The organism is Pseudomonas sp. OG7, from assembly GCF_014192825.1.
GTDB classification, from domain to species: domain Bacteria; phylum Pseudomonadota; class Gammaproteobacteria; order Pseudomonadales; family Pseudomonadaceae; genus Aquipseudomonas; species Aquipseudomonas monteilii.
In genome coordinates this window covers 371,110-395,455 of the sequence record NZ_JACHYK010000004.1, presented here as the reverse complement: position 1 = coordinate 395,455, position 24,346 = coordinate 371,110, and the positions used below count along the sequence as shown (strand labels likewise).

General features: G+C 55.0%; 20 protein-coding genes and 2 pseudogenes. 8 read left to right on the top strand and 14 right to left on the bottom strand.

Translation table 11 applies throughout. The features are described from left to right. Nucleotides 1-243: 243 nt before the first annotated feature. Nucleotides 244-951 (bottom strand): annotated as a pseudogene (locus FHW75_RS12585) (DUF4113 domain-containing protein); the annotation flags it as partial. A gap of 237 nt (nt 952-1,188) precedes the next feature. Further along, on the bottom strand, nt 1,189-2,850 hold the full coding sequence (locus FHW75_RS12580) for a choline dehydrogenase (protein WP_088512373.1): 1,662 nt from the start codon (nt 2,848-2,850) through the stop codon (nt 1,189-1,191). A 708-nt stretch (nt 2,851-3,558) separates the two neighbouring features. On the opposite strand from FHW75_RS12580, the gene FHW75_RS12575 reads away from it, so the two are divergent. The 5 genes from FHW75_RS12575 to FHW75_RS12555 all read left to right on the top strand — a co-directional run bounded on the left by FHW75_RS12575 (nt 3,559) and on the right by FHW75_RS12555 (nt 9,081). Beyond that, nucleotides 3,559-5,022, top strand: a complete 1,464-nt coding sequence (locus tag FHW75_RS12575; RefSeq protein WP_233687878.1) for an APC family permease — start codon at nt 3,559-3,561, stop codon at nt 5,020-5,022. A gap of 67 nt (nt 5,023-5,089) precedes the next feature. Next, on the top strand, nt 5,090-6,523 hold the full coding sequence (locus FHW75_RS12570) for an aldehyde dehydrogenase family protein (RefSeq protein ID WP_183673799.1): 1,434 nt from the start codon (nt 5,090-5,092) through the stop codon (nt 6,521-6,523). A 122-nt stretch (nt 6,524-6,645) separates the two neighbouring features. Then, a complete protein-coding gene (locus FHW75_RS12565) occupies nt 6,646-7,434 on the top strand; it encodes a FadR/GntR family transcriptional regulator (protein ID WP_183673797.1) in 789 nt (262 codons plus the stop codon). After that, complete coding sequence (locus FHW75_RS12560) at nt 7,434-8,108, top strand: cache domain-containing protein (RefSeq protein WP_178085885.1); 675 nt, start codon at nt 7,434-7,436, stop codon at nt 8,106-8,108. The genes FHW75_RS12565 and FHW75_RS12560 overlap by 1 nt, the downstream gene beginning before the upstream one ends. Before the next feature lie 241 nt (nt 8,109-8,349). Then, nucleotides 8,350-9,081 carry a TorF family putative porin gene (locus FHW75_RS12555; protein WP_183673794.1) on the top strand — a complete coding sequence of 244 codons (732 nt, stop codon included), beginning with the start codon at nt 8,350-8,352 and terminating at the stop codon, nt 9,079-9,081. A 64-nt stretch (nt 9,082-9,145) separates the two neighbouring features. Here FHW75_RS12555 and FHW75_RS12550 read toward each other — a convergent pair whose 3' ends face one another. Then, a complete protein-coding gene (locus tag FHW75_RS12550; RefSeq protein WP_183673791.1) occupies nt 9,146-9,742 on the bottom strand; it encodes a dimethylsulfonioproprionate lyase family protein in 597 nt (198 codons plus the stop codon). 198 nt (nt 9,743-9,940) lie between these two features. On the opposite strand from FHW75_RS12550, the gene FHW75_RS12545 reads away from it, so the two are divergent. The 3 genes and pseudogenes from FHW75_RS12545 (at nt 9,941) to FHW75_RS27165 (ending at nt 14,108) form a co-directional block, all read left to right on the top strand. Further along, nucleotides 9,941-11,863 (top strand): ABC-F family ATP-binding cassette domain-containing protein, encoded by a 1,923-nt coding sequence (locus FHW75_RS12545; protein WP_183673788.1) that lies wholly within the window; start codon nt 9,941-9,943, stop codon nt 11,861-11,863. A 76-nt stretch (nt 11,864-11,939) separates the two neighbouring features. Then, nucleotides 11,940-13,250, top strand: a pseudogene (locus FHW75_RS27170) (HAMP domain-containing protein); the annotation flags it as partial. A gap of 102 nt (nt 13,251-13,352) precedes the next feature. Further along, a complete protein-coding gene (locus tag FHW75_RS27165) occupies nt 13,353-14,108 on the top strand; it encodes a methyl-accepting chemotaxis protein (protein ID WP_371919679.1) in 756 nt (251 codons plus the stop codon). A gap of 28 nt (nt 14,109-14,136) precedes the next feature. Here the strand turns inward: FHW75_RS27165 and FHW75_RS12535 are convergent, their stop codons facing one another. The 11 genes from FHW75_RS12535 to FHW75_RS12485 form a co-directional block, all read right to left on the bottom strand. Then, nucleotides 14,137-15,474, bottom strand: a complete 1,338-nt coding sequence (locus tag FHW75_RS12535; RefSeq protein WP_183673783.1) for an MFS transporter — start codon at nt 15,472-15,474, stop codon at nt 14,137-14,139. A gap of 12 nt (nt 15,475-15,486) precedes the next feature. Further along, nucleotides 15,487-16,113 carry a TetR/AcrR family transcriptional regulator gene (locus FHW75_RS12530; protein WP_183673781.1) on the bottom strand — a complete coding sequence of 209 codons (627 nt, stop codon included), beginning with the start codon at nt 16,111-16,113 and terminating at the stop codon, nt 15,487-15,489. 222 nt (nt 16,114-16,335) lie between these two features. Then, nucleotides 16,336-16,995: an amino acid ABC transporter permease gene (locus FHW75_RS12525; RefSeq protein WP_088512384.1), complete on the bottom strand. Its 660-nt coding sequence runs from the start codon at nt 16,993-16,995 to the stop codon at nt 16,336-16,338. Further along, on the bottom strand, nt 16,995-17,642 hold the full coding sequence (locus tag FHW75_RS12520; RefSeq protein WP_088512385.1) for an amino acid ABC transporter permease: 648 nt from the start codon (nt 17,640-17,642) through the stop codon (nt 16,995-16,997). Before FHW75_RS12520 ends, FHW75_RS12525 begins: the two co-directional genes overlap by 1 nt. After that, nucleotides 17,642-18,436, bottom strand: a complete 795-nt coding sequence (locus FHW75_RS12515; RefSeq protein WP_088512386.1) for an amino acid ABC transporter ATP-binding protein — start codon at nt 18,434-18,436, stop codon at nt 17,642-17,644. The genes FHW75_RS12520 and FHW75_RS12515 overlap by 1 nt, the downstream gene beginning before the upstream one ends. A gap of 155 nt (nt 18,437-18,591) precedes the next feature. Then, the gene (locus FHW75_RS12510) at nt 18,592-19,488 is read right to left on the bottom strand and encodes a nitrilase-related carbon-nitrogen hydrolase (protein WP_183673779.1); all 897 of its coding nucleotides are present in this window, start codon (nt 19,486-19,488) and stop codon (nt 18,592-18,594) included. Beyond that, complete coding sequence (locus FHW75_RS12505; protein ID WP_183673777.1) at nt 19,481-20,980, bottom strand: class I adenylate-forming enzyme family protein; 1,500 nt, start codon at nt 20,978-20,980, stop codon at nt 19,481-19,483. Before FHW75_RS12505 ends, FHW75_RS12510 begins: the two co-directional genes overlap by 8 nt. Nucleotides 20,981-21,025: 45 nt before the next feature. Beyond that, nucleotides 21,026-21,508 (bottom strand): MaoC/PaaZ C-terminal domain-containing protein, encoded by a 483-nt coding sequence (locus tag FHW75_RS12500; RefSeq protein WP_042571930.1) that lies wholly within the window; start codon nt 21,506-21,508, stop codon nt 21,026-21,028. Between the two features lie 15 nt (nt 21,509-21,523). Then, nucleotides 21,524-22,336, bottom strand: coding sequence for a polysaccharide deacetylase (locus tag FHW75_RS12495; protein ID WP_183673776.1), 813 nt, complete (start codon nt 22,334-22,336; stop codon nt 21,524-21,526). Further along, nucleotides 22,333-23,517 (bottom strand): acyl-CoA dehydrogenase family protein, encoded by a 1,185-nt coding sequence (locus FHW75_RS12490; protein ID WP_183673774.1) that lies wholly within the window; start codon nt 23,515-23,517, stop codon nt 22,333-22,335. The genes FHW75_RS12495 and FHW75_RS12490 overlap by 4 nt, the downstream gene beginning before the upstream one ends. Beyond that, nucleotides 23,514-24,302: an SDR family NAD(P)-dependent oxidoreductase gene (locus FHW75_RS12485; RefSeq protein ID WP_183673772.1), complete on the bottom strand. Its 789-nt coding sequence runs from the start codon at nt 24,300-24,302 to the stop codon at nt 23,514-23,516. Before FHW75_RS12485 ends, FHW75_RS12490 begins: the two co-directional genes overlap by 4 nt. Between the last annotated feature and the right edge of the window lie 44 nt (nt 24,303-24,346).

The window sequence follows — 24,346 nt, the reverse complement described above, 5'->3', positions numbered from 1 at the left end:
GCGAGGTTCGTTCGCAAAGGGGCACTCTACCCCACGCCAGAACAGGACGGCTAGGCATGCAGCAACATTGCACAGCGCCTTTCGGTGCAGACCAATCCCAGCATTAGCCTATGATGAACCTGTCGCTCAAACGTCTACATCGGCGACACCAGCTACCGCTAAGTACCAACGTTAATCAGGCGGAGTAAATGCAGACCTACTCCACCATGACTGCCCTATTTTGACGGCATGCTCACGACCCGCCTATTTGCAGTAAACAGTCCATAGTTCGTCCACTTTTGTCGTGTAGCTTTGGCTCATCATCTCCCGGCGCATCCCCCAGCTGGGATCGATAGGCACGCTGGCCAGCCGCATGGTACCCCTACCCCATCTACCATTTACGGCATCGAGCACGCCCATCAGCTTTTCACTCGCTATTGGCTGAGCCGCCGCGAACAGGTCACCGGTGATCTCGTTCGGCTGGCTGAGGTCGAGCAGCAGCACCTCTGCCTTGCTGTACCGGAAGCCCTCCCGGTACACCCGCTCCACGCCCTCCTGCGCCGCTTTTGTCAGCAAACGCGTGTCGTCCGTTGGATAAGGCAATTCGATCAAGACACCGTTGGCGTACTTGGCCTCATCCGGATTGAACATCCCCGTGCGGATACTCACCCGTAGGCGCTTGCAAAGCGACCGCTGGGAGCGGAGCTTTTCAGCGGCACGCGATGTGTAGGTGGCCACGGCCTCTTTGATCGGAGCCAGCTCGGTCAGCCGGGTACCGAACATGCGGCTAGAGCAAATCTCCTGTTTCGGCGGATCGGGCTCGTCGAGTTCGAGGCAGGTGGTACCACCAAGCTCGCGGACTGTCTTTTCCAGCACCACGCTGAACTGCTTTCTGAGCGACCAGGCGTCGGCATGGGCCAGCTCCCAGGCGGTGCGAATATCCATAGCCGCCAGATGGGCGGAAATGGCGCGATGCAAAGGAGTGCCCGAGCTCAGCTTCATTGGAGCAAGAAAAAGCCACTCGTGCCTTATGGCTGCCGAGTGGCTTGTAAGTCAGAGCTACAGTCCGACCCAAGGACGAGTGGCCTCAATGTTACTCGGCGGCGTAACCGCCATCGATACGAGCTCGCTGCCCATCATGAACTTTGAATCTTCCGATTCCAGGGAGAGAATGGCAAACACGATGTCGTCCGGCTCCCCCCTCTCCAGTTACGCGTACTCCGGTTCCGCCTTGAAGAATTTCGCGCTGGATGGCGGTAGCTGGCGACCGAGAATCATGTCCGCTGCCTTCTCAGCGATCATGATCGTCGGCGCGTTAGTGTTCCCATTGGTCACCTCAGGCATCACAGAGGCGTCGACAACTCGTAAGCCACGCACCCCTTTGACCCGCAGCTGGCCATCGACGACAGCATCAGCACCACTGCCCATTTTGCAGGTTCCGCAGAAGTGGTAGCCACTTTCAGCATGGTCACGAATAAAGTCGTTCAGGCCCTCATCGTGCATGGCGGTTTGCAACGGCTTGAGCATCTTCCCGCGATACGGTTTGAAGGCATCCTGCTCCATAATCTCGATGGTCGAGCGAATGGCATTTCTTGAGTCAATCCAATCCTGCTCCTTTGTGAGCCAGTTGGGCTGAATCAGCGGCGCATCCTCAGGATTAGAGGACGCCAGGTTGATCCACCCACGGCTCAGAGGGCGCTGCGGGCCGAGATGAACCTGATAGCTATGGCCTTCGGCTGCCATTCGCCCGCTGTATTCCGCCGCGACTCCAACGAAGTGGCATTGTACGTCTGGCCAGGGTTTATCAGGAGAGGAGCGCAGGAAACCACCAGCTTCAAAGAAATTGGATGCTCCCAACCCGGTGTGGGTCGCATACCACTCCGCACCAATCGCAGCCTGGCGATGCAGCTTCAACTCCTTGTAGTACGAAACCGGCTTGAGACAGTCATAGGCCACGATATATTCGATGTGATCACCGAGGTTCCTGCCCACGCCTGGGGAGTTACATACCACCGGAATCCCATGCTTCTTCAGCTCGTTTTCCGGGCCCACACCAGACAACATCAACAACTGAGGCGACTGGATCGCACCCGCTGACAAGATGACCTCACCATCACAGCGGATGACCTGTTCGCGGTTCTCGCTGCGCAGTGCGATACCGACCGCTTTGTCGCCCTCGAAAACGACACGACGAACCAGAGCCCCGGTGATCACCGTGAGATTCGGGCGCGACATCACAGGGTGAAGGTATGCGCGGGCAGCACTTTCCCTGACCCCTTTGTGAATGGTCATATCCATCCGCCCGAAGCCTTCTTGCCGGTAGCCGTTCTGGTCGGAAACGTGCGCGTGGCCGGCTTCTTGGGCCGCTTCAACGAAGACTTGGTACAGCGGACTCGCACCGAAACCTTTGGTCACATGCAATGGGCCCGCCCCACCGCGATACTCGTTCTCGCCCTGGTCATAGCTTTCCGATTTCTTGAAGTACGGTAAGCAGTGTGCGTAAGACCAATGGGCCAGCTCTGGATCCGTCGCCCAGTTGTCGAAATCCATCGGGTTACCACGGATGTAAACCATCCCGTTAATGGTCGACGAGCCACCCAATACCTTTCCTCTGAAGTACGGAACCCTGCGGTTGCGCAACTCCGGAACGGGCTCGGTCAGGAACTGCCAATTGTAGGTTTTTCCGACCAAAGGGTACGTAAGGGCAGCAGGCATCTGGATGCGAAAATCCCATTTCCGATCAGGCCCACCTGCCTCGATGACCAGCACGTTGATGTTGGGATCCTCACTTAGACGGTTAGCCATCACACACCCCGCCGAGCCGGCGCCTACGATGATGTAGTCGTACCCGCCACCCTTCACTGCACTCATTTCGCTCACCTTCTTGTTCGATTTTTCACTGCCAGATCGGCAACTCACGTCAGTCATGCGCTCCTTGGAGCAGTCCCGGCTTCAGCACGATTTCAACTGGAAAAGCCATAGGCCCCTCGGTTGACGACAGCACCTGGCCCTACTGAGCCATGCAAATTTCGCCTCAAAAAGATGCGAAATAGCATGAAATTGCCCAATTTTGGCCAGGATATCGCCAGACCTAGCTGACTTAAGATTCGCCTGACTACCCCTTCAAGCTACCAAGCAAAAAAGCACTTGTCTAAAAATATTTGTGGACGTAGATTTAAAGCCGGCACAGGTTTTCCTGCGCTTCACAAAAATAAGAGGCATGAAAATGACAACGATCAACGTCATCGGACGTGACGCAGTGACGGCATTCCTAACCCCGCCATCAGGGGGCGAATTGGAGCCGGGCCTTAACAGCTGTGGCATGCGCGAAGAGTCGGTCAGGGATGTCCAACAGTGTGTTCGAACAATAAAAACAGGTTCCGCCGGCAGCTTGGCCTGGACGGCAGAGTCCCGCTCCTCTAATGATTTTCTTCCCCTACTGCCAGGGCGGCCCGTGCGGCTGATCTCACCCACGCAGACAAACGCTCGGACGGGCTAATACCAGTCCTGAGACGCCTGCATTCGCATCAAGCACCAACTCACCTTGGCGGCACCTCTGCATAGACGGGGATAGAATCTATGAGTTATTCGGAACCTGCAGGGCTCACAATGACGGCCCGACAACAGCACCAATCATCACAGCGTCTGCGTGGCAATCTCGGCACCTTCGACATCGTTTTCACTGTGCTGGCCTATAACGCTCCACTGACCATCATCATTGGTTTGATTCCAGTGATCATTGGCATGGGAAACGGCCTGGGCGCTCCTCTCACCTATCTGGCGGCAGGCGGATTGATGCTTCTTTTTGCCGTCGGCTTTACCACGATGGCTCGGCACGTTCCCAACGCTGGGGCGTACTACGCGTACATCACTGCCGGCCTGGGCCGCTCTTTGGGGCTGGGCAGTGCATTCATGGCCATCTTGGCCTACACGTTCATGTTGATCGGGGCGTATCTCTACGTGGGGGTGACCTTCTCGACGATTTCGCTGTCATGGCTCGGTCTGGAGAAGCTGCCCTGGTGGCAGTGGTCGCTAGGATTCGCGGCCATTGTCGCAGTGCTCGGCCACTTCCGAATTTCGCTTTCAGCAAAGCTGCTTTCCCTGGCACTCGTGTGCGAAGTCATCATCACCTTCGTCTGGGAAGCCGCTGTGTTTCAAGATGGGGGAGCTAACGGGCTGTCACTGTCGTGGATGACCCCTGAAGTCCTCACCTCCGGCTCGATTGGCCTGGCGGTTCTTTTCGGTGTCACGTGTTTCGCAGGTTTCGAAGCCACCGCTGTCTTCCGTGAGGAGGCGCGCGATCCGGAAATCACTGTCCCCCGGGCAACCTACATCTCGATTATTGCCATGTCGGTGATGTTCGCCTCGGCCACGCTTTGCTTTATCTGGGGATGGGGGCCGGACGTAGCTCTAGATAAGTCGATCAACGACCCTTCGAATGCCGGCATGGCTGTCATTGAGGCCTACCTGGGTAATGTGGGGGTCAGCATCGTCCACACCCTGGTATGCAGCAGCATTTTCGCGTGTGTACTTGCCATCCATAACATCCTGGCTCGGTACATCTACTCACTGAGTGTTGACGGCGTCTTGTTCAAAGCACTGAGCACGGTGCATCCCACTCATGAGTCGCCGTACCGCGCCTCTGGACTGGTCGCCGTCATTACTGTGGCCAGTCTGCTGGCCGCCATTTACTCAGCAGTGGAGCCCTACTCGGGATACGCCTCACTCATCGGCATCGCCGGTTACACGTTGCTGATCCTCCAGATCCTGACCACGGTGGCGGTCATCGTGTTCTTCATCAAAACGCCCAACAGCGTGAGTGCCATGAAGACGAAGCTAGCCCCTGCCCTCGCGCTCATCGGCCTGTCCGTGACCGCGTGGTTGGCAACCGAGAACATCGGGCTGCTTACAGGCAGCGAGAGTGTTGCCATGATCCTGCTCGCATTCCTTTTCGGCTCGCTGTTCTTCGGCTGCGTCTATGCCCTGTGGCTAAAACGCTCATCGCCTCTGGTTTACAGAGCGATCGGACGTCAAGAGATCTGACTCCTTACAACGGGTTGCTATCACTTGCGGCCCAACAACGCCACCTTAGGAATGGAAGTTAAGCAACATGCAGAAGTATTCGAAATTCTTCATCGATGGACAGTGGGTAGCACCTGCACTGTCCACACCCTCGCTGCTTGCTGTGATTGATCCAGCGACCGAGGAAGCGTTTGCCGAAATCGCGATGGGAACAAAAGAAGACGTTGATCTCGCCGTCAAAGCAGCCTCGAAAGCGTTCGACACCTTCTCTAAAAGCACGGTCGAAGAGCGTATCTCCTTGCTGGACGCCATTCGACGTGGACTGGAGGAGCGACGTGAAGAGATTGCTCAGATCATCAGCCGCGAAATGGGCGCACCGATCACGTTCGCCCGAGAGGCACAAACCTTTACCTGTATCGCTCACGTCGAAGCGATGATCGACATCCTCCGGACTTACAAATTCGAAGAGTCGCTGGGTACCACACAAGTCCTCAAAGAGCCTATCGGGGTGGTGGGCCTGATCACGCCCTGGAACTGGCCACTCAACCAAGTCATCTGCAAAGTCATTCCAGCGATTGCCGCTGGTTGTACAGTCGTGCTCAAGCCGAGTGAGATTGCCCCACTCGACGCCATCATCTTCGCAGAAATTCTTGAGCAGGCTGGCGTACCCGCAGGTGTGTTCAACCTGGTGAACGGTGATGGGCCAACAGTGGGGGACGCGATCTCGCGGCACCCCGACATCCATATGGTTTCCTTCACTGGATCAACGCGAGCAGGCATTCAGGTGGCCAAGTCCGCTGCAGACACGGTCAAACGCGTTACCCAGGAACTGGGCGGCAAGTCTGCCAACATCATTTTGCGAGATGCCGATCTGGAGCAAGCAGTCGCGACTGGCGTAACGGTATGCCTCAGCAACAGCGGGCAGTCCTGTGATGCCCCTACTCACATGCTCGTTCCAGCAGAGCACTACGAGCAAGCACTGGAAATCGCGGCGAAAATCGCAAACGAAGCCGTGGTGGACAAGCCAAGCAACGCCTCAACGGAATATGGCCCACTCGCCAGCCGGATGCAGTTCGACAAGGTGCAAACCCTCATCGAGTCCGGCATTCAGGACGGCGCTCGCTTGGTCGCAGGCGGTCTGGGACGACCTGATCACTTGGCTGTAGGTTTCTACGCCAAGCCGACCATCTTCGCTGATGCACATGAGAACATGGCCATTGTGAAGGAGGAGATCTTCGGCCCTGTGCTTGTGATCTCCCCTTACGATACCGAAGAGCAGGCAATCGACTATGCAAACTCCAGCCATTACGGCCTGGCCGCATACGTTCAGTCGGGTGACAAAGCGAAAGCAAACGCGGTTGCCAGGAAGCTCCGCGCCGGATCGGTCTTCGTCAATTACCCGCACTGGGATGTGATGGCCCCATTCGGCGGCTATAAGCATTCTGGAAATGGGCGAGAAGGTGGGCCACACGCCCTCACTGAATACCTGGAGATCAAAGCGATCGTCGGATACGGCGCTTAACCACCACAACCCTAGCCGGCGCTCACTGCAAGGCCGGCCAGGGTTCCAAGCGCTAGCGTCGACCCGGAGCTTTAGTTAGGTAGAATAGGAAACCGGCTCGAATGCACTCCCATGAGGACTCAATGATCAGTGGTGTAAACCATCCCCAGCGCCTGACCATGTTTGCTTTGCGAGCAGAGCAAACATTTGGCGTTGACTCCGTGATAGCACGATTGCGCACGGCCATCGATCTTGGGTTTCTTCAGCATGGCGAGATGCTGCCCAAAGAAGCGCTGCTTGCCAAAGAGCTTCACGTGACAGCGTTCACGTTAAGGGAGGCACTAGCTCAACTCCGAGCGGAGGGCATGGTAGATACGAAGCCTGGTCGAGGCGGAGGAACGTTTGTAAACCACGCCTCAAAGCTCGTGAGAGAGAAAGCCATGAGTCGGCTACAGGAGCTCTCGGCAGTAACACTGAGAGATTTGGCGGACTGGAAAGCCATGTTGCTTGGCGAGTCTGCAGAGCTTGCGGCTACTAGAGCTTCACCGGCCAATATTGCTCGGCTGGTTTTGTATAAAACCAGGATTGCTGAGGCCAAGGATGCGTTGACAGCCTGTCGTGCCCATGCGCGCTTTGACGTCGAGCTAGCGTCCGTTGCGCAATCAGTCCGGCTGAGCGCTGCGGCACTGCAGGTATACGAAGATTTTGGTTGGTTATTGGCCCTGGCCCATGAAGAACAAGAATATACCGACCTGTGCGCTGCCACCGTCGGTGAGATTCTTGAGAAAATCACTCTAGGTGAAGGCATCGAAGCCGGGAATTTGGCGCGGTCACGGACTCGTGTGTCTTTTGACAATCTTGTACGCTTAAGATTGAAACTGATTGCTCAGAGCTCAGAGTCTACTTTAGGCGAAAAGTTAGAGACCGCATAATGTTGCAGCCGTTGGTAGAATCAGCCAGTGCTGTTTTCGAGTCGACTTTCGTCGAGTTGGAAAAGCTTGCAAATCGCTTTGAGTTGCTGGTTTCGAATTCAAAGAAAACCAAGAAAGGCATTTCGGAATCTGGTTTGTCAAAAATCCGCCCAGACTTGGTTCGCTCCCTGACAAACCTGGGAAGCTACGCTTATGCCTTGGGCATAGTGCTGGATGAGGGCGTAATTGAAAACTCCCCCTTCTGGCTCAACTGGATCGAGATCGATGCAGACGGAATCATTCAAGATGATTCGAACATAAGATACCCATGGCGCGGCAATTTTTATGAGTACCCAAATGCTGACTGGATGGTAATCCCGAAGACGCAACGGCGCCCGGCAATTGTAGGGCCCTATGTGGACTTCGACAAACACATCATCACGTTAGCAACACCTATCATTGTCCAAGAGCAATTCTTGGGGGTGAGTGCCGCAGATATTCGACTCAGTGACTTTGAGCGAATCGTGGCCACGCCTCTGTCACGTATAACTCGGGAGTGCCTACTCTGCAATCACGAGGGGCGGGTTGTTGTGTCTAACACAGCGAGTGCTCCAGTCGGCTCTCTCAATCACACATATCTTGAATCAGGCCAACCTGTTTCATCCACCGGCTGGAGAGCGATACTTCTTGAGTAACGGGCTGATTCAGCCCTTTCAGATACACATCAATAGCCGGCTTTCAGCCAGAGACTGGACAACTCAATTTCCATAAGAAACCATTAAAGGTTCTCTGAACGAGCACCACATGTTTGCTCGCCAAAAATACTGACTACCGAGTATGATCTTAACATACCCAGTGGTTTATTTTCAGTTAACAACCTAGCTGCGCAAACAACAATCCACCGAAATCTGCATACACGACAATAGGAAAAAAAACGTGAATAAAAGATTCAGCATCTTGGCAGCTTCGCTTATTGGTGCTTCATCGAGTCTCGCCAGTGCCGCCCAACTTAGCGATGATTTTTCGATTGCACTGACGGCTGGAGTGTTCAGCGACTACTGGTCACGAGGTATGTCGCAAACCAAGGGAGACCCTGCTTTACAAGCGTCAGCCACGCTAATCCACTCAAGCGGCCTGTACGCCGGCGTGTGGTCGTCCAACGTCGACTTCGGAAACGGCAGCAAGACACGCCAGGAAATAGATTACTACGCGGGATATTTCTGGCAGATCTCGGACGATGTCTCTCTTGACCTCGCCTACTACCAATACGAGTACCCAAAGCAATCTTTTTCCAACTACTCTGAATACTATGCCAAGCTGTCCGCATACGGCTTCAACATCGGTGGATATTACTCAGACGATCTCTTTGATGATCAAAGCTATCTCTACAGCTTTGCGGGCTATACAGCCAATCTTCCACACGAGATTAAGCTAGACCTCACTTATGGCAAGGTGGATTACAAAGATCCAGTTTTTGTCAAGGGCAGTGGGCAGACCCGAGACAGCTACAATTTATGGCTGGCCAAAGTTAGCAAGTCGCTCTTTGGCTTCGTTTGGTCTGCAGCGTATGGCGATACAGATCTCTCGCGACAAGAGTGCATGAGCTTCAATGGTTACGACGACATTTGTTCAAGCACTGTTATTTTCGGCGTCGAGAAGTCGTTTTGAGGTAAGTGGGAGGGCAATTTTGCCCTCCCCTACACACGCGCCAAGACGCTCCACTCGCACACCTCTACAAATCGTGACCTAACGCCCAGAAAGCCAACAATGGCTTCGGCCCCGAGCGCATGGCATGGACAACCTCGGCCTCGGTGTAAAGCGAACCTCTGTATCCAGGCGCCGCCCAATCGCTTCCATCCTTGCGGAACTCACCTTCAGAGACGACCAAGTACATTTTGGCAGGTGCATGGCTGTGGTCTGGGTGACGAACGTCTGGGGCGAGCAAGCTCATCCCAATTCTCAACCTATCACTGCTCACCAGGCCGCCAGGGCCATAAAGGGTGGCGTTTGCGTGCCCAATCCAGAAGTTCGCTGATGCCGACTTTGGATGGGACAGTGAGTGGGTCTGGTACCAGTCCAGATCGCTCGCGATGAGTTTGCAGGCCTCAGAAATTCCCCAAAGGCCCAGTTCCCGGGATGCCGAGGTCAGGGCGGCACCGAGGTGGGAGCATGCAGGCAAGGTTTGCCTGACCCGCTGAACCTTCGAGGGGCTCGTTTGGTAACCAGTGAACGCCTGGGTCACCACCGCCAGAGCACGGTCATCACCTGCAGCATTTTCAAAAGCGAGATGGAGCGCTCGAATGAGCCTATGTGCACTGTCCCTTGTCATGTACCCAGCTCCTTTCAAGGCTTAGAGCTGCACGTGGCAATCACAGCGACGTCCGCCCCACACACGTCAGGCTCAAGTCATGAACCCATCATGCATATTTTAAAACCTAATGGTATCATTTTCTGACCATTCGGTATTTTCGAGCAAACAACTCGACCGTAGCGCCCGTCGAACCTCACACCGCAGTCAGGCACTCAAATGATTTCTCTGAAGAAAATTGAACTGAGATTAGGCACAAAGGTGCTGCTGCAGGACGCAACCACGACGATCAATGCGGGTGAGAAGGCCTCTCTGGTCGGGAGGAACGGAGCGGGCAAATCAACGCTGTTCGCCCTTATCTGCGGCATCCTTCAAGAAGAGGCTGGCGAGCTCGACCTCCCCCGTCAATGGCGTATTGCTCAGGTTGACCAGCACATGCCAGAGACGGCGGACGCCGCGACAGACTTCGTCCTACAGGGAGATGTCGTACTCATGCGCGTCAGGGAGGAGCTTGAGCGTGCGACCGCTAGCGACGATGGAATGGCAATCGCACAGGCCTACAGTGACTTGGCTGATGCCGGCGACCATGATGCAACAGCCCGAGCTCAATCCCTCATCCTCGGTCTTGGCTTCAAACCAAGCGACCTCGAAAAACCAGTGAATAGCTTTTCCGGTGGCTGGCGGATGAGGCTACAGCTGGCCCGGGCTCTCATGAGTCCATCCGATCTGCTGCTCCTGGACGAACCCACCAACCACCTGGATCTTGATGCCCTGGTTTGGCTTGAGGCTTGGTTGAAGAAGTATGAAGGCACGCTGCTGGTCATCAGCCACGATCGTGAATTCTTGGATGCCGTCACCGATGTCACCATTCACCTTGAGCATGCCCAACTCAACCGATATAGCGGTAACTACAGCGCATTCGAACTCCTGCGTGCTCAGAAGCTTGAACAGCAGCAAGCCGCCCACGAAAAGCAGCAGGAGAAGATGCAGCACCTGCAGAAATACATTGATCGGTTCCGCTACAAGGCAACCAAAGCACGGCAAGCTCAGAGCCGTATCAAAGCGTTGGATCGCATCGAGAAGATCACTGCGGTAGTCGCCGACGCCGAATTCTCCTTCACCTTCAAAGAGCCCGACCATCTCCCAAACCCCATGATCGCGATCGACGATGCCGATTTCGGTTATCGGACAGCAAATGGCGGCCCTGGCCATAAAGTCCTCACCCGCGTGCGCAAAACCGTACTGGCCGGACAGAGGATTGGTGTGTTGGGTGCGAATGGCCAAGGCAAGTCGACTTTCATTAAATCCATCGCGCGTGACCTAGAACCCCTTGCTGGATCTATCACCGAGGGAAAAGGGCTGACGGTTGGCTATTTTGCCCAACAGGAATTGGACGTCTTGGATCCTGAGCAGACCGCTCTCCACCATATGCTGGAGCTGGCACGCAAATCAGGACAAGCCGGCTATAGCGTCCGGGAGCAGGAGCTACGGAATTTCCTTGGCACATTCAACATCAACGGAAACATGGTCACTCAGACCGTTGGGACACTGAGTGGTGGCGAGAAAGCACGCCTGGTGCTTTGCATGATCGTCTGGCAGAAGCCAAACCTGTTGTTACTCGATGAGCCGACCAACCACCTGGATCTTGCCACTCGCGAAGCCCTCTCCCTAGCACTCAACCAGTTCGAGGGAAGCGTGATGCTTGTAAGCCACGACCGGGCTCTGCTTCGCGCTGTCTGCGATGAATTCTGGCTAGTAGGTCGAGGAGATGTAACTCCCTTCGAGGGTGACCTCGAAGACTATCAACGCTACCTCATTGATGAGTCCAAACGGAACACTGAGGCTAGACGGGCTGAGCACTCCGTTGCAGAGACGCAAGGCCAACCGAAAAGCCAGCCTCACGGCGTAAGCTCGAAGCGCCTAAAAAGCATCGAACGTGAATTGGAAGAAATAGAGCAGATCCTGACACAAGCACAAAAGGATAAAGCTCTGGCTGAAGGTCGGCTGTGCCCCATGTTGTCCTATACAGAAGTCCAGACAATCGCCCTGGAGCTAGAGAGCATTGGCCAGCTCATTAGCAATCTTGAAGAGCAATGGCTAACCCTTCAAGACCAAGCTGAAGAGTTAAGCGCCACAGGCTAGCTCAACGTATACGAACAGGCCGAAGCACATAAATAAATTAGAAGTGCCCCATGCGTGCAAGGTTCGCCTAGTACGCATGATCGTTGCAACCATTAGAAGAATCACACTGCCGTTCCAGAATAACAAACACAGGGGCCAGAATCAGATGCTTAACAACCTTGCAATCAAAACAAAGTTCACCTTAGCATCACTAACCATCATATTAGCAGTGATCATCTTGATCACATCGATAGGGATATCAAGGAACTCTGAGAACAACGAACAGACTTACCGCAGCAGCAACCAAATAATCTCTCAAAATATCCAGCAAGTTTTAGATTCGAAGTCAGCTGAACAGACAGAGAAAATTAGAGGCACTTTCAACAGCCAGATCAATCTCGTTGAGTTTCTGGCTCATCAGACCTCCTCCATGCACGCCCTCATCAGCATCGGAGCTGATGTAAGAAAAATCCGCATGGAACAGAACGTTTTATTGAAAGAGCTGTTCGAAGCCCATCCCAGTATTTTGGGGCTTTGGATCATCATGTACCCGAACCAGCTGGGAGACGACAGCAGTTTCATCAATTCCATGGCTGCAGGCTCCAATGAGGCAGGCAGGTTTTCTAGCTATTGGGTGAGGCCTGATGGCCGATCAGTGAACATAGCCACTAAAGAAGAAAGCCTGAAGAACGCAACTGTCGGCGAGTCCGGCTTTCCTGCCAACTACTACATGTCCTGCCCAGACAGGAACAAGAGCACCTGTGTCCTGGAGCCGTTCTACGGTTCGGATTCCGGCACCAAGATTTTGATGACCAGTATCTCAACGCCGATCATGGCCGACGGAGAGGTCATCGGTGTAGCTGGCATCGATGTCTCACTCTCGTCGCTGCAGACGATCGCCGAAGACGCGAAACGTCAGCTCTATGATGGAAAAGGTGACCTGCTCATCACTACCGGGCAGGGATTGATTGCTGCCAACAGCGCCGATGCTGCATCTATTGGCAAGAAAACTCAGCTGCTCGATGAGTCGACTTCCAACCTCCCCTCCTCTGCACAGCCCCACTCACTTAAGGTCATCAAAAATCTGGAGTTGAGCAGCTCCGCACCCTGGAAGATCAGTGTGGCGCTTCCGAATGAGGTAGCCAGCGCTGACTCACTCGCCCTGAAGAAAGCCCAGTCAGATCTGCAACAAGAATCCACCGTGTTTTCGACCATCATTGCCGTGATTGCTGCCCTGATCGGGGCCTTGGCCATGTGGTTCATAGCAGCTGGGCTGACCAAGCCCATGAGCGGAGTGGCGGCCATGCTGAAGGACATCGCTGAAGGCGAGGGAGACCTCACCAAGCGGCTGCATTACACCAGTAAAAACGAGCTCGGTGAGTTGGTGCGCTGGTTCAACCTCTTCCTGGACAAGTTGCAGCCCACCATTCAGAAGATCCGATCAGCAACAGTCGAAACCCGCTCTACTGCAAGCCGGTCAAACCAGATAGCCAAAGAAACCAGCATCGGCATGCAGTCGCAGCTTCGAGAAATCGAGCAGGTCGCTACAGCCTCACACGAAATGAGTGCTACTGCGCATGAGGTAGCGGCAAGTGCAGCCAGGGCAGCAAACGCAGCCCAAGGTGCCGATGAGTCTGCAAAGAATGGCTTGCAAGCAATCGCACGAAGCACTGAGGACATCACCGCGCTGGTGGAGAACCTGTCTGCCGCGATGTCAGAAGCCCGGTCACTGTCAGACAACAGCGAAGAAATTGGAAGCGTGCTGGAAGTGATTCGGAGCATCGCTCAGCAAACCAACCTTCTCGCTCTCAATGCCGCGATCGAGGCCGCCCGTGCAGGCGAAAGCGGGAGAGGTTTCGCCGTCGTGGCGGATGAGGTGCGGAACCTGGCCATGCGCACACAGGAGTCAATTGAACAAATTCGGGAGGTGATAGAGCGCCTGCAATCCGGTACCGAGGGCGTGGTCAACTCAATGCAGAGCAGCTACAGCAAAGCCGAGGTCAGCCATGAGACGATCCAAGCCACAGCCCGTTCGTTCAGAACCATTAGCGATGCTGTCTCTGTCATCAGCGAGATGAACCTCCAGATTGCCGCTGCCGCTGAGGAACAAAGCGCTGTCGCGGAGGATGTGAATCGCAACATCACGAACATCCGGCAGGTCACTGACGATCTGAGTGTCAGCGCCACTGAGACGGCGGCCATCAGCGACCACCTGAGCTCCCAGGCAGATCTTCAGTTCAGCCTGGCCGAGCAATTCAAATCCTGAAACCTCAAGGGCCCTCACGGGCCCTTTTTTATGCTGTTTGCTCTCGCCTCAGAGAGCTCACCAAGCATGTCACTCCTACCGCCGTAATCACCAACAGGATCGTGAGCCAAAGCAAGGGGATCAACCCCGCTGAGCCCCCTGCGCCGTGTGCGTTGAAGAAAATCGCGATGCCGAGACAGATGCCGAACTGCCGACACGTATTGAAGATCCCGTTGGCCATCCCGACCACCTTTGAAGTCGCCAGAGTAAGCACGAGCCCCGTGACAACAGGAGTAATCAGCGCCAATCCAAACGACACTAATGCAAGGCCTGCCATCAGGAAGCCCAAGCCACTGCCGAGGTCGAACATCGCGAAGATCATCAGCCCCAAGGTGGTGATCAATCCGCCGGCGCTCAGAAAGAGTTTGAACCTGTGCGGTGATGCATACCTGCCTGCAATCATGTAGCCCACGACAAGTACTCCCGTACCCGGCAACAACGCCAGGGCGGTGGAGATTGGGGTTACCCTGACATCACGTGCCAAGCTCAAGCTGAAGTAGAAGAGGACGCCATAAAAGCTGAAGTTGATTACTGTTCCAGCGAAATAGCAGGCCATTAGCGAAGGTTTGAAGACCAGTGGACGATGGAAAACCTTGACTGGGCCTCGGCTTTCTCTGATCACGATTATGAGGAAAGCCATCAAGACTGCGGCCCACAACCAGTATGAATGTGAACCTCGCGCGGTCAGCATTACAACGAAACCGGCTGTAAAAGCGACGCACAAGGAATGCGTTACATAATCGAAGCAAGCAAAGTCCCTACAGGGCTTGGCTGCTGGTAATGGGGCCAGCAGAATCAAGATGACGGCGGATAACACGACGTTCAAGTAGAACAGATTCGCCCAACCCAATTGGCTCAGCAAGAGCCCGGCGCACAATGGAGAGAGCGCCATCGCTATACTGCCGAATCCTCCCCACCATCCGATTGCCTTCATCTTTTCGCGTGGGCTTTCGAAAATGTAATTCAAAAGCGCCAGTGATCCTGGGATCAGCAAGGACGCCCCTACTCCCTGCCCTGCGCGGGCCGCAAGAAGCAGCGTGAGGTCGTCAGATAGGGAAAACATGATGGAGCCAGCAGAATAAACCGCGACGCCCAGGACGAGCGCACGCCTCGAGCCTATGAAGTCGCAGAGTGCCCCCGCCAAGATCAAGCACGAGGCCAGCGCTACGTTGTACATGCTGACCAAATGCCGGAGATCTGTACCCCTTAGAGCAAGGTCGCGCTCGATAGCGCCCAACGACACACTGATGAGCCCTGGATCCATGAGCACCAGACCATAGGCCAGCGAGCATGCAATGAGTGCTGAAACCTTCTGATCAGAGCCCATCGATCTTCCTTTTTACGCTGCGCCTGCCAGCCTAAGCGCCATGCTTTGCAAATCCTCTATCGAGTCTTGAAGCTTATCGCCGCTGATGGTTGAGTTATTTATCAGCTCATCCAGCATTGCCACGATAGCCTTTGCCGCAAAACGAGCATCTTGGACAGCAAAGATTTGCTTGGCTTGGCCTACCGCCAAGACTTCCCATAAGCGGGTCACTTTCTGATCCCGGAGCTCGTTGAGCGTCGAGCGAACATCACCGCTCAAGAGATGACCTTCACGCCTGAACAGCATATGGTGCAGTCTGTACTGCAGCCCACACCGCACATACGACTCTACGTAACTTGAGATGGCCTTTGGCACGGACATATTCCTTGGGTTCGCAGCGCTGACCTCTTCGAGCAAGCTTGTGGCCGCGTCCATGAACAAGCTGACAAAAACCTGCTCTTTTCCCCCACTAACCTTATGAATCGATCCCTGCCTGATATTGGCAAGGTCTGCAATCTGGCGAAGGCTGACCGATGCATATCCGAATTCCAAGAACAATGATAGTGCTGCTTGCGATACCTCACTCTTGCCGTCCGACTCACGTTCAGGTTCACCGCGATCTACCAAGTAGTGAAGGTATGCCTTCGGAAGATAATGCATCAAAAACCCCGTTCAAAAAAAACGGGCTGCCTACGCTAACAAACATTAGCGAAGGAGCCCAAAAACGAAGATAGAGACTAGCAGCGACAAGCAAAAGCCCAGTCTGTATGCTGGTACATAAGACAGGTGAAAAGCCGCAAACTAATACGCCAGCGCAGTGGTGACGCAAACTAACAATATCAATTAATATTTTTGTTAGTCAACCTCACCAACCACTATTTATCAGGCACTTTCGTACCGAGACAAATGTTTCTCATAACGTCCAACAAAAATAGTTGCCGGAATGCACACCGCCGCATACATCATCCCGGTCAACAGCAACACGGACATATATTCAAAGGTTGCAGAACCAATGTCATTCGCCACACCCACGAGCTCCGGTAGCGCGATGGTGAAGCAAAGCGAGGTGGTTTGCAGGATCACCAGGGAGAAGCCGAGCAAGGGCGGGAGCGCAATCCTCAACCCTTGAGGCAGGATGATGATCCGCAATGCGTCCCAGCTACTGAGCCCCAGCGTCCGAGCCGCCTCTCTTTGCCCCTGAGGCACCGCCCCAAGTCCCCCGCGAATAATTTCACTGGTGTACGAACCGGTACTCCAGGCCAAAGCCAGAATCGAGGCGGTGAATGACGACAAGGTGAGCCCAGTCGTTGGCAGTCCGAAGTAGAAGAACTGCAGCAGGATCAGCACCGGCCCACCTCGCCCCACCTCGATGAAGATGAGAGCGAGGGCACGGTTCACGCGTTTCTTCGACCCAACCCACAACGCAAACAGCAGTCCCAGGGGAATCCCGATCAGCAAGCTCACGGCGGTGACCTGCAGGCTCAACCAGTAGCCATCCATCAGCTGAGGGAACCACTCAATCCAGCGGTCAATGATCTCCATTACCGTTCAACCTTTGCACGAAGGTGGATATCAAGCTGTCGCGACAACAGAGCCATAACAACACTAACAGCGAAATACAGTAGGCCAGCGATGGCGTACACACTCAGGCCTCGGAACGTCTCCTGAGAGATATGGTTTGCCACCTGGGCCAGTTCAGAGACGCCAATCGTGGAAGCAATGGCGGTGTCTTTAAGCAACCCGATGCAATAGGTACTCGCCGCTGGAACCGAGATCCTGACTACCTGTGGAACAATCACGTGGACGTATTTCTGCCAGGTGCTCAAACCCAGCACCTTGGTCGCTTCGTACTGCCCTTTCGGCACTGCACTCAACGCTCCGCGATAGATCTCGGCCATGTTTGCAGAGGTGATCAGTGCCAGGCCGATGATTGCCGCCACGAAGGGGCTCAGCTGAATCACATACTGGCTGAACGCGAAGAAGATGAAGAACAGCCAGACAATGGGCGGAATCGAGCGCAAGGTCAGAATGAGCGCGATCGCGATATTCCGCAGGATCTTGTGTTTGGAAATCCTCATGGCACAGATCGGGATCCCGATGATTGCTCCACCGATGAACGACCCGAATGTGAGAGCGATCGTCCAAGGTAAGGCAGCCAGCATCGCCGCCAGAATTTGGCTCGTCTCCATCACCGATCCCTCACGGCGGTCAGGAACTGCTGCACCCGTGGGTGCTGAGGATTACGCATGACATCGGCGCTACGCCCCTGCTCGATGATGCCGCCATCAGCCATCACCACCACGCGATCAGAGACGTTCTCGGCGAAACGCATTTCATGCGTCACGACGATCATCGTCATACCCTCGTTAGCCAGCTCACGCATTACCGCAAGCACCTCTAGGCCTACTTCCGGATCGAGTGCTGAAGTAGGCTCGTCGAAGAGCATGACTTCAGGATCCAGGGCCAAGGCACGCGAGATCGCGATACGCTGCTGTTGGCCACCGGAGCACCGCGATGGATACATGTTAGCTTTGGAGGCCAGGCCTACACGAGTCAGCAGCTGCATGGAACGCTCGTCAGCCTCCTTGGCACTGCGCTTCAGCACGCGGCGCTGGGCCAGACTCACGTTCTCCAGAACGGTGAGGTGAGGAAATAGATTGAAAGACTGGAAGACCATGCCGAGCTTGCGATTCAGGAATGCCAGTTGCTGCTTCGTGGCCCCTTTGCTCGCATCGATGGTCTGCCCACCGATGCAGATGGTGCCTTCGGTTGGAGGCTCAAGCTGATTGATGCATCGCAAGAATGTACTTTTACCGGAACCGCTTGGGCCGATGATGGCAACCACTTCACCGGAAGCCATTGAGAAATCGACATTATTTAATACACGAACGGAACCAAAGGATTTACCCAGACCTTCAACAGTCAGGATTGGCGAGACGTTTTCTCGACGGCCCACATCTTTTATCTGCGCGACTTTAGTCATTTTGTTCTCTATCTTATTAACTGAATCTAAACGCCTGGCCGCTAGACCAGCACACATCACGGCAGCACTGTAAAAGTAAAATCCCTGTTCGATATTATAGCGCAGCTACTATCGTATCTTTGATGCGGGGCATACCTGCCCCGCGCTACCGAAAGTTATTCAGCAGCCAACTTCTTATAAAATTCAGGCCTGCGGTCTTTTAGGTGTCGAACCTCTCCACGCTCCCGGGACAGCCGCAGGGTGGCGAGATTGAGGTCTGCATGGATCAGCCCCTCCTCACCCTCGCTGAAATCGGAGACCGCGTAGGTGCCATCCACCACATTCATTCGGTTGTCGATCGGACACGCGATGAATGCTTCACCCGTACCGCTAACCGGGTAGTCGTTTGGAATGCCCAGGTTGCCTACGAGTGGCGACACGCAAACGAAGATCTGGTTTTCCAGGGCCCTGGCGTGTGCGCTGTACCAGCTACGCCATGCTCCGCGCTTTTCCGTCAGGGTCGGCACGAACAGGACTTCGATTCCTTCGGCCACCAACGCCTGGGTGAGCTCTGGGTACTGGACGTCGTAGCAGACGAACAGGCCGCACTTGACGCCATCGATCTCGAACGCCGACAGAGTTTCTCCGCCCGAGCTCTTGATGGCCCGCTCACCACGGGTCAGGTGGATTTTGTCCTGACGCAACTGGGAGCCATCCGGGCTGAAAACGAAGGCACTGTTGAGGCCCCTACCGTCTTCTTCATGCCAGAAGGTACCGCCTACCAGATAGATATCGTGTTTCTTCGCCAGGCCAGCCAACAGGCTTTGGAAGTCCGGAAGCATCGGACTGAATACTTCGCGGTAGAAATCCGACACCTTCGCATTGTCGATCTCAGCAGCGCTGGCATGAGTCCAAAGCAAGCCCATTGCCAGGAACTCAGGCAATACCAGCACGCGGCTGCCTGCCGCCTTGGCGTCCACGACGAAGCGCTCAACGTGCTCAGCAAATTGAGCAAACTGCTGGTAGTGCTGAATGCGGAATACCGAAACAGATACTTTCAAGTTCTCAGACATTTGCTTTCTCCTTCCACATCTTCAGCAGCACTTTCTTGTCAATTTTCCCGGTATTCCCAAGGGGCATTTCTGCAAGCGCGATGAATTCGCTCGGTACTTTGAATTCAGCCAGCATCAGACGGCAGTAGTCAGCCAGGTCTTCTGGCTTGGGTTGAGCACCTTGCGCCGGCACAAAGTAGGCAACCGGCAGCTCACCAAACTTCTGGTCAGGAACACCGATGACAGAAGCCTGTACGACTTGAGGGTGAGACAGTAGCGCCTCCTCCACCTCAGCCGGGGCGATGTTGGCTCCGCCTTTGATGATGATGTCCTTGATCCGACCAGTCAGGTAATAGAAACCTTGAGCATCGACATGACCAAGGTCGCCGGTGCGGAAGAATCCATCGACAAAGGCCGCAGCGCTAACCTCAGGCGCTTTGTAGTAGCCCGAGGTGGTAGCTGGAGCACGCACCAGAATTTCGCCTGTCACGCCTGGCCCAACCTCCTGACCATCACCGTCGACGATCTTGATCACAACGCAAGGGCTTGCTTTGCCGATCGCACCTGCAGGGACTGCAGTGCTATCCCCGGCAAATTTGCCAAAGACCGGACGCACCTCAGTGAGAGCGTAGTAATCCTGGATCTCGACACCGAATTTGCTCTTGAAACGGGTGCGGAGGTCGCTCGCCAGTGGAGCGCCCGCAGAGATGACAGCACGCATGGAGGACAAGTCGAAGTCCAAGCCGTTCTGCTCTGCGTACTCCAGCATCATGGAGAACATGGTAGGCACACCCTGGAATACGGTGACACCATGCTCAACAAAGGCCTCCAGGGCCTCACGCGGGTGGAATCGACGCTGGATGATGGTCTCGCACCCGGCCTGCAGTGCCATGGAGGCAGCGGTCGAGAGCCCGTAGAGGAAGCCCAGCGGCAGCGCGACCAGGAGCTTGTCACTTGGCGTGACATCCCACATATCGATGAGGGAAGCGTTGCCTGCCACCTCAGCCGGCTGGCTGTAGAGCACCGCTTTAGGTACTCCAGTGGAGCCCGAGGTGTAGATGATCAAGAAGTCGTTCTTGATCGCCTCAGCCTGCTCGACCTCTTCAGTGCCGACCAGGGTATTGCTGAAGAATTCACTGACTTCAACCAGGCTGCATGCTGTATCACCGACAGCCGTAACGGCGTTCTCATGCAGCTTCTTGTCAGTGAACAAGAATTTTACATCTGCGTGGCCCAGGATATAGCTGACTTCAGCTGCACTGAGCACCGCATTGATCGGAACGAATGTCCCGCCCATCTTCGACATGGCGTAGTACAATACCATGATCTCAATATTGTTCTCGCAGTAAACCGCGATGGTGGTATCAGCGCTGACGCCTGCTTTTTTCAACAGGACAACAGCTCGATCAATTTCGCGCGCCAACGCACTATAACTGAGCACTTTGTTATCAAACCGCAAAGCAACACTATCGCTTCGCTCAGTAGCGTGCTCTTCGACAAAACCTACGATCATCTTGCAAAACCTCAAAAATAGTACGTTAGCGGGCGGGCAAATCAATTACTCAGGCTTGCAGTGCATCATGACCTTCCACTCGCCTTCTTGAACCGACTCGCCGCGCTGGTTCACCAGAGCCACCTGGAAGTTGACGATACCCACGCCTGGCTTCTTGGTCTCACGCTTGGAGCCGACCTTCTGGTTGACGTGGATAGTGTCGCCGATCTTGATCGGGCCACGCAGATCCCAAGTCATGCCAAGGAATGCAATTGCAGTGCCTTCCTTGATGCCCAGACGGCTTTCCAGACCGGTTGCGATTGCGAAACCAGCTGGGCCATGCAGGATACGACCGCCGAATACGGTGTTCTTGGCGAACTCCTCGTCAGTGTGCACCGGGTTATGGTCACCGGTGAGCGCTGCAAACATCACGATGTCTGCTTCGGTGATAGTGCGACGTGGGGAGTTCCACTCTTGACCTTCATACAGCTCATCGAAGTAGAGAGCGTTTTGGCCGATACCAGCTTCTTGTTTAACAGCAGCAGTCATGATTATCTCCAGCCTTTATTTATTAATCAGGGGTACAGCGTTGATCATGGTCGAGAACACAACATCATCGAAGCTCTGCATGTACTCGATCAATTCTTCCAACATCTTGATACGTGGGCCGCGCCCAATAATTTCCGGATGGCAAGTCAGAGTGAACACACCGTTTTGAGCGCGTGCGGCATCAAACTCGGCAGCCCAATACTTGTAAACATCCGAAGGCAGGCGATTGCCGGTGTTCATCGGCTTCACCATGAACTGGAAGTACGGATAGTCATCAAGCTCCCAAGCAACAGGGAACTCGACCACCGAGCTTTCGGGGCCTTTTGTGAAACCTTCTTCGGTAAGGACATCACCAGTACGCGCATAGAACAGTTCAAAGTCGTTCGACATCATGCTGCTGTCGTAGCGAAGCTCGAACTCTTCCAGCAAAGGGATGGTGTTCGGGCTCAAGTCCCAAGCCGGCGAACGGTAACCCTGGGGCCGCACGCCTGTGACGTCCTGCAGAACCTTGATGCTCTTGGCCAGCAGCTCACGCTCCTCGGCCAGTTCCAGGTTCACAGGAGACTCATGCAAGAATCCGTGGCACGCGACCTCATGACCGTCCGTTACGACCTGCTTCACCAGGTCTGGATAGGAGGTCGCTGTGTGCGCTGGCACGAAGAAGGTGGCTGGCACCCCACGACGTTTCAGAACATCCAGAAGCCTCGGCATACCCACGTTAGCGCCGTACTCGCCCCGCGAAAGCGGAGTGGGCGAAACCTGTTTGAAGGTGCTGAGCCAGATGGCCACACCATCGAAATCGAAGGTCAAGCAGACGGTCGTGGTCATGCTGGCAGCCCCAGAGCGTCCACTTCGCTACCGTCGATGATGCGACGCGCGATGACGATCTTTTGAATATCGTTGGTGCCTTCACCCACGATGTAGAGCGGCGCTTCGCGGTACAGGCGCTCTACAGGGAACTCGTTGATGTAGCCGTAACCACCGTGGATACGCAGCGCGTCTTCACAGATTTCCTTGGCCGATTCGCTGGCCAGGAGTTTGGCCATACCCGACAGCATGTCCGCACGATGACCCGCTTCCTTCGCACGAGCCGCTTCTGCGGTCATCAGGCGAGCAGCGACCAGCTTGGTGGCCATGTCGGCCATACGCAGCTGAACGGCCTGGTGCTTGTCGATGGTCACGCCGAACGAGCTACGCTCGCTTGCGTAACGCTTGGCTTCGGCAAGGGCATTCGCGGCCAAACCAACTGCACTGGCAGCGATAGCGATACGACCAACTTCGAGCGAGTCCAACAGGTGGCGCATGCCCAGGCCAGTTTTACCACCGACAACCGCAGTCGCCGGCACTTTGACCTTGGAAAGCAGGATCTCGACGGTGTCGACCTGGGTGTAGGCCATCTTGTGAAATTCGCTTTCCACGGTAACGCCGGGGAAGGATTTCTCGACCAGGAACAGACTCAGGCGCGGACGACCCGTTTCGGCATCGATACTGGTACGCGCCAACGTCAGCAGCAGCGTGGCACGCTCACCGTTGGTGACGAAGATCTTGGTACCGTTGATCACAAAATCCGAGTCGTCTTGCGACGCAACAGTGGTGATCGATTGCAGATCAGAACCCGCAGCAGGCTCGGTCAGGCAGAGAGCGCCACGGTGTTCACCGGTCGCCATCAGAGGCAGGTATTGACGCTTCTGCTCTTCGGTACCGTGTTTGCTGATCGCATAAGCCACAGTGCAGTGGCTATTGATAAAGGCAGCCAAGGTTGTCCAGCCGGCAGCGATGGTTTCCATCACAGCAGCAAACACAGGCAGGCGCAGTTGGTAGCCACCGTACTCTTCCGGAATGGCCAGACCGAACAGGCCCATCTCCTTCATCGCAGCCAGCATCTCTGCAGGGAACGTTTTGCTCAATTCAAGCTGCTGAACGTTGGGCCGGACTTCTTTGGCGATGTACTTACGGACGGTTTCGAGAATCTCTTTCTCGACGTCGTTGAAGTCGTTGAATTGGCTCATGCTGTCCACCCTCCGTCCGCAGCGATAGCTTGGCCAGTGATGTAGCTCGCCTCTTCAGTGGCCAGGAAATAAATGAGGTTCGCGATCTCTTGCGCAGTACCTTTGCGCTGAGCCGGAATGATTCGGCTGATCCAATCAGGGTTCGCACCAACGCCACGGTTCATGAACTCTGCAGCGGAGCTGACGATCGCAGCCGAGTTGCCGCGAACATCAGTGTCGATGGCACCTGGGCAGACTGCGTTGACGGTGATGTTGTGCTTCGCGTGGGTCTTGCTGATCTGACGGCTCAGGCCAACCACGCCGAACTTCGAAGCAGTGTAGGAAGCGCCGTCGGCACCGCCGATTAGGCCACCAATGGATGAGGTATTGATGATCCGCCCATAGTTCTGCTTGACCATGTGCTTGATAGCGGCCTGGCAGCCGAAGAAGGTACCTTTAAGGTTGATATCAACCATGTGATTCCACAGGTTCTCAGTGGTCTCTTCGATATCAGCCATGCCGTCGAAGACGCCCGCATTGTTGACCAGAATGTCGACGCGGCCATATTGGTCGACAGCACCCTGCACCAGCGCTTCTACTTCCGCCTGGTTGCGTACATCTACCTTGACGAACCGGACTTCAGCGCCGGTTTCTGCCAGTTCACGAGCAACGGCTTCACCGCGCTCAGCGAGAATTCCGCCGATGACGGTTTTCACGCCAGCAGCTGCGAAGGTTTTGGAAAGCGCTAAGCCGATACCGGACTCACCGCCGGTGATGACCGCTACGCGGCCTTTGAGGTCAAACATGGTTATCTCCACATCATGGGGCCGAGCCGAAGGAACCGGCCCCT

Coding starts and splice junctions, on each gene's coding strand:
- FHW75_RS12580 (WP_088512373.1), bottom strand. CDS start 2,850: ATGAGTGCAGTGAAGGGTGGCGGGTACGACTACATCATCGTAGGCGCC.
- FHW75_RS12575 (WP_233687878.1), top strand. CDS start 3,559: ATGAGTTATTCGGAACCTGCAGGGCTCACAATGACGGCCCGACAACAG.
- FHW75_RS12570 (WP_183673799.1), top strand. CDS start 5,090: ATGCAGAAGTATTCGAAATTCTTCATCGATGGACAGTGGGTAGCACCT.
- FHW75_RS12565 (WP_183673797.1), top strand. CDS start 6,646: ATGATCAGTGGTGTAAACCATCCCCAGCGCCTGACCATGTTTGCTTTG.
- FHW75_RS12560 (WP_178085885.1), top strand. CDS start 7,434: ATGTTGCAGCCGTTGGTAGAATCAGCCAGTGCTGTTTTCGAGTCGACT.
- FHW75_RS12550 (WP_183673791.1), bottom strand. CDS start 9,742: ATGACAAGGGACAGTGCACATAGGCTCATTCGAGCGCTCCATCTCGCT.
- FHW75_RS12545 (WP_183673788.1), top strand. CDS start 9,941: ATGATTTCTCTGAAGAAAATTGAACTGAGATTAGGCACAAAGGTGCTG.
- FHW75_RS27165 (WP_371919679.1), top strand. CDS start 13,353: ATGCAGTCGCAGCTTCGAGAAATCGAGCAGGTCGCTACAGCCTCACAC.
- FHW75_RS12535 (WP_183673783.1), bottom strand. CDS start 15,474: ATGGGCTCTGATCAGAAGGTTTCAGCACTCATTGCATGCTCGCTGGCC.
- FHW75_RS12530 (WP_183673781.1), bottom strand. CDS start 16,113: ATGCATTATCTTCCGAAGGCATACCTTCACTACTTGGTAGATCGCGGT.
- FHW75_RS12525 (WP_088512384.1), bottom strand. CDS start 16,995: ATGGAGATCATTGACCGCTGGATTGAGTGGTTCCCTCAGCTGATGGAT.
- FHW75_RS12520 (WP_088512385.1), bottom strand. CDS start 17,642: ATGGAGACGAGCCAAATTCTGGCGGCGATGCTGGCTGCCTTACCTTGG.
- FHW75_RS12515 (WP_088512386.1), bottom strand. CDS start 18,436: ATGACTAAAGTCGCGCAGATAAAAGATGTGGGCCGTCGAGAAAACGTC.
- FHW75_RS12510 (WP_183673779.1), bottom strand. CDS start 19,488: ATGTCTGAGAACTTGAAAGTATCTGTTTCGGTATTCCGCATTCAGCAC.
- FHW75_RS12505 (WP_183673777.1), bottom strand. CDS start 20,980: ATGATCGTAGGTTTTGTCGAAGAGCACGCTACTGAGCGAAGCGATAGT.
- FHW75_RS12500 (WP_042571930.1), bottom strand. CDS start 21,508: ATGACTGCTGCTGTTAAACAAGAAGCTGGTATCGGCCAAAACGCTCTC.
- FHW75_RS12495 (WP_183673776.1), bottom strand. CDS start 22,336: ATGACCACGACCGTCTGCTTGACCTTCGATTTCGATGGTGTGGCCATC.
- FHW75_RS12490 (WP_183673774.1), bottom strand. CDS start 23,517: ATGAGCCAATTCAACGACTTCAACGACGTCGAGAAAGAGATTCTCGAA.
- FHW75_RS12485 (WP_183673772.1), bottom strand. CDS start 24,302: ATGTTTGACCTCAAAGGCCGCGTAGCGGTCATCACCGGCGGTGAGTCC.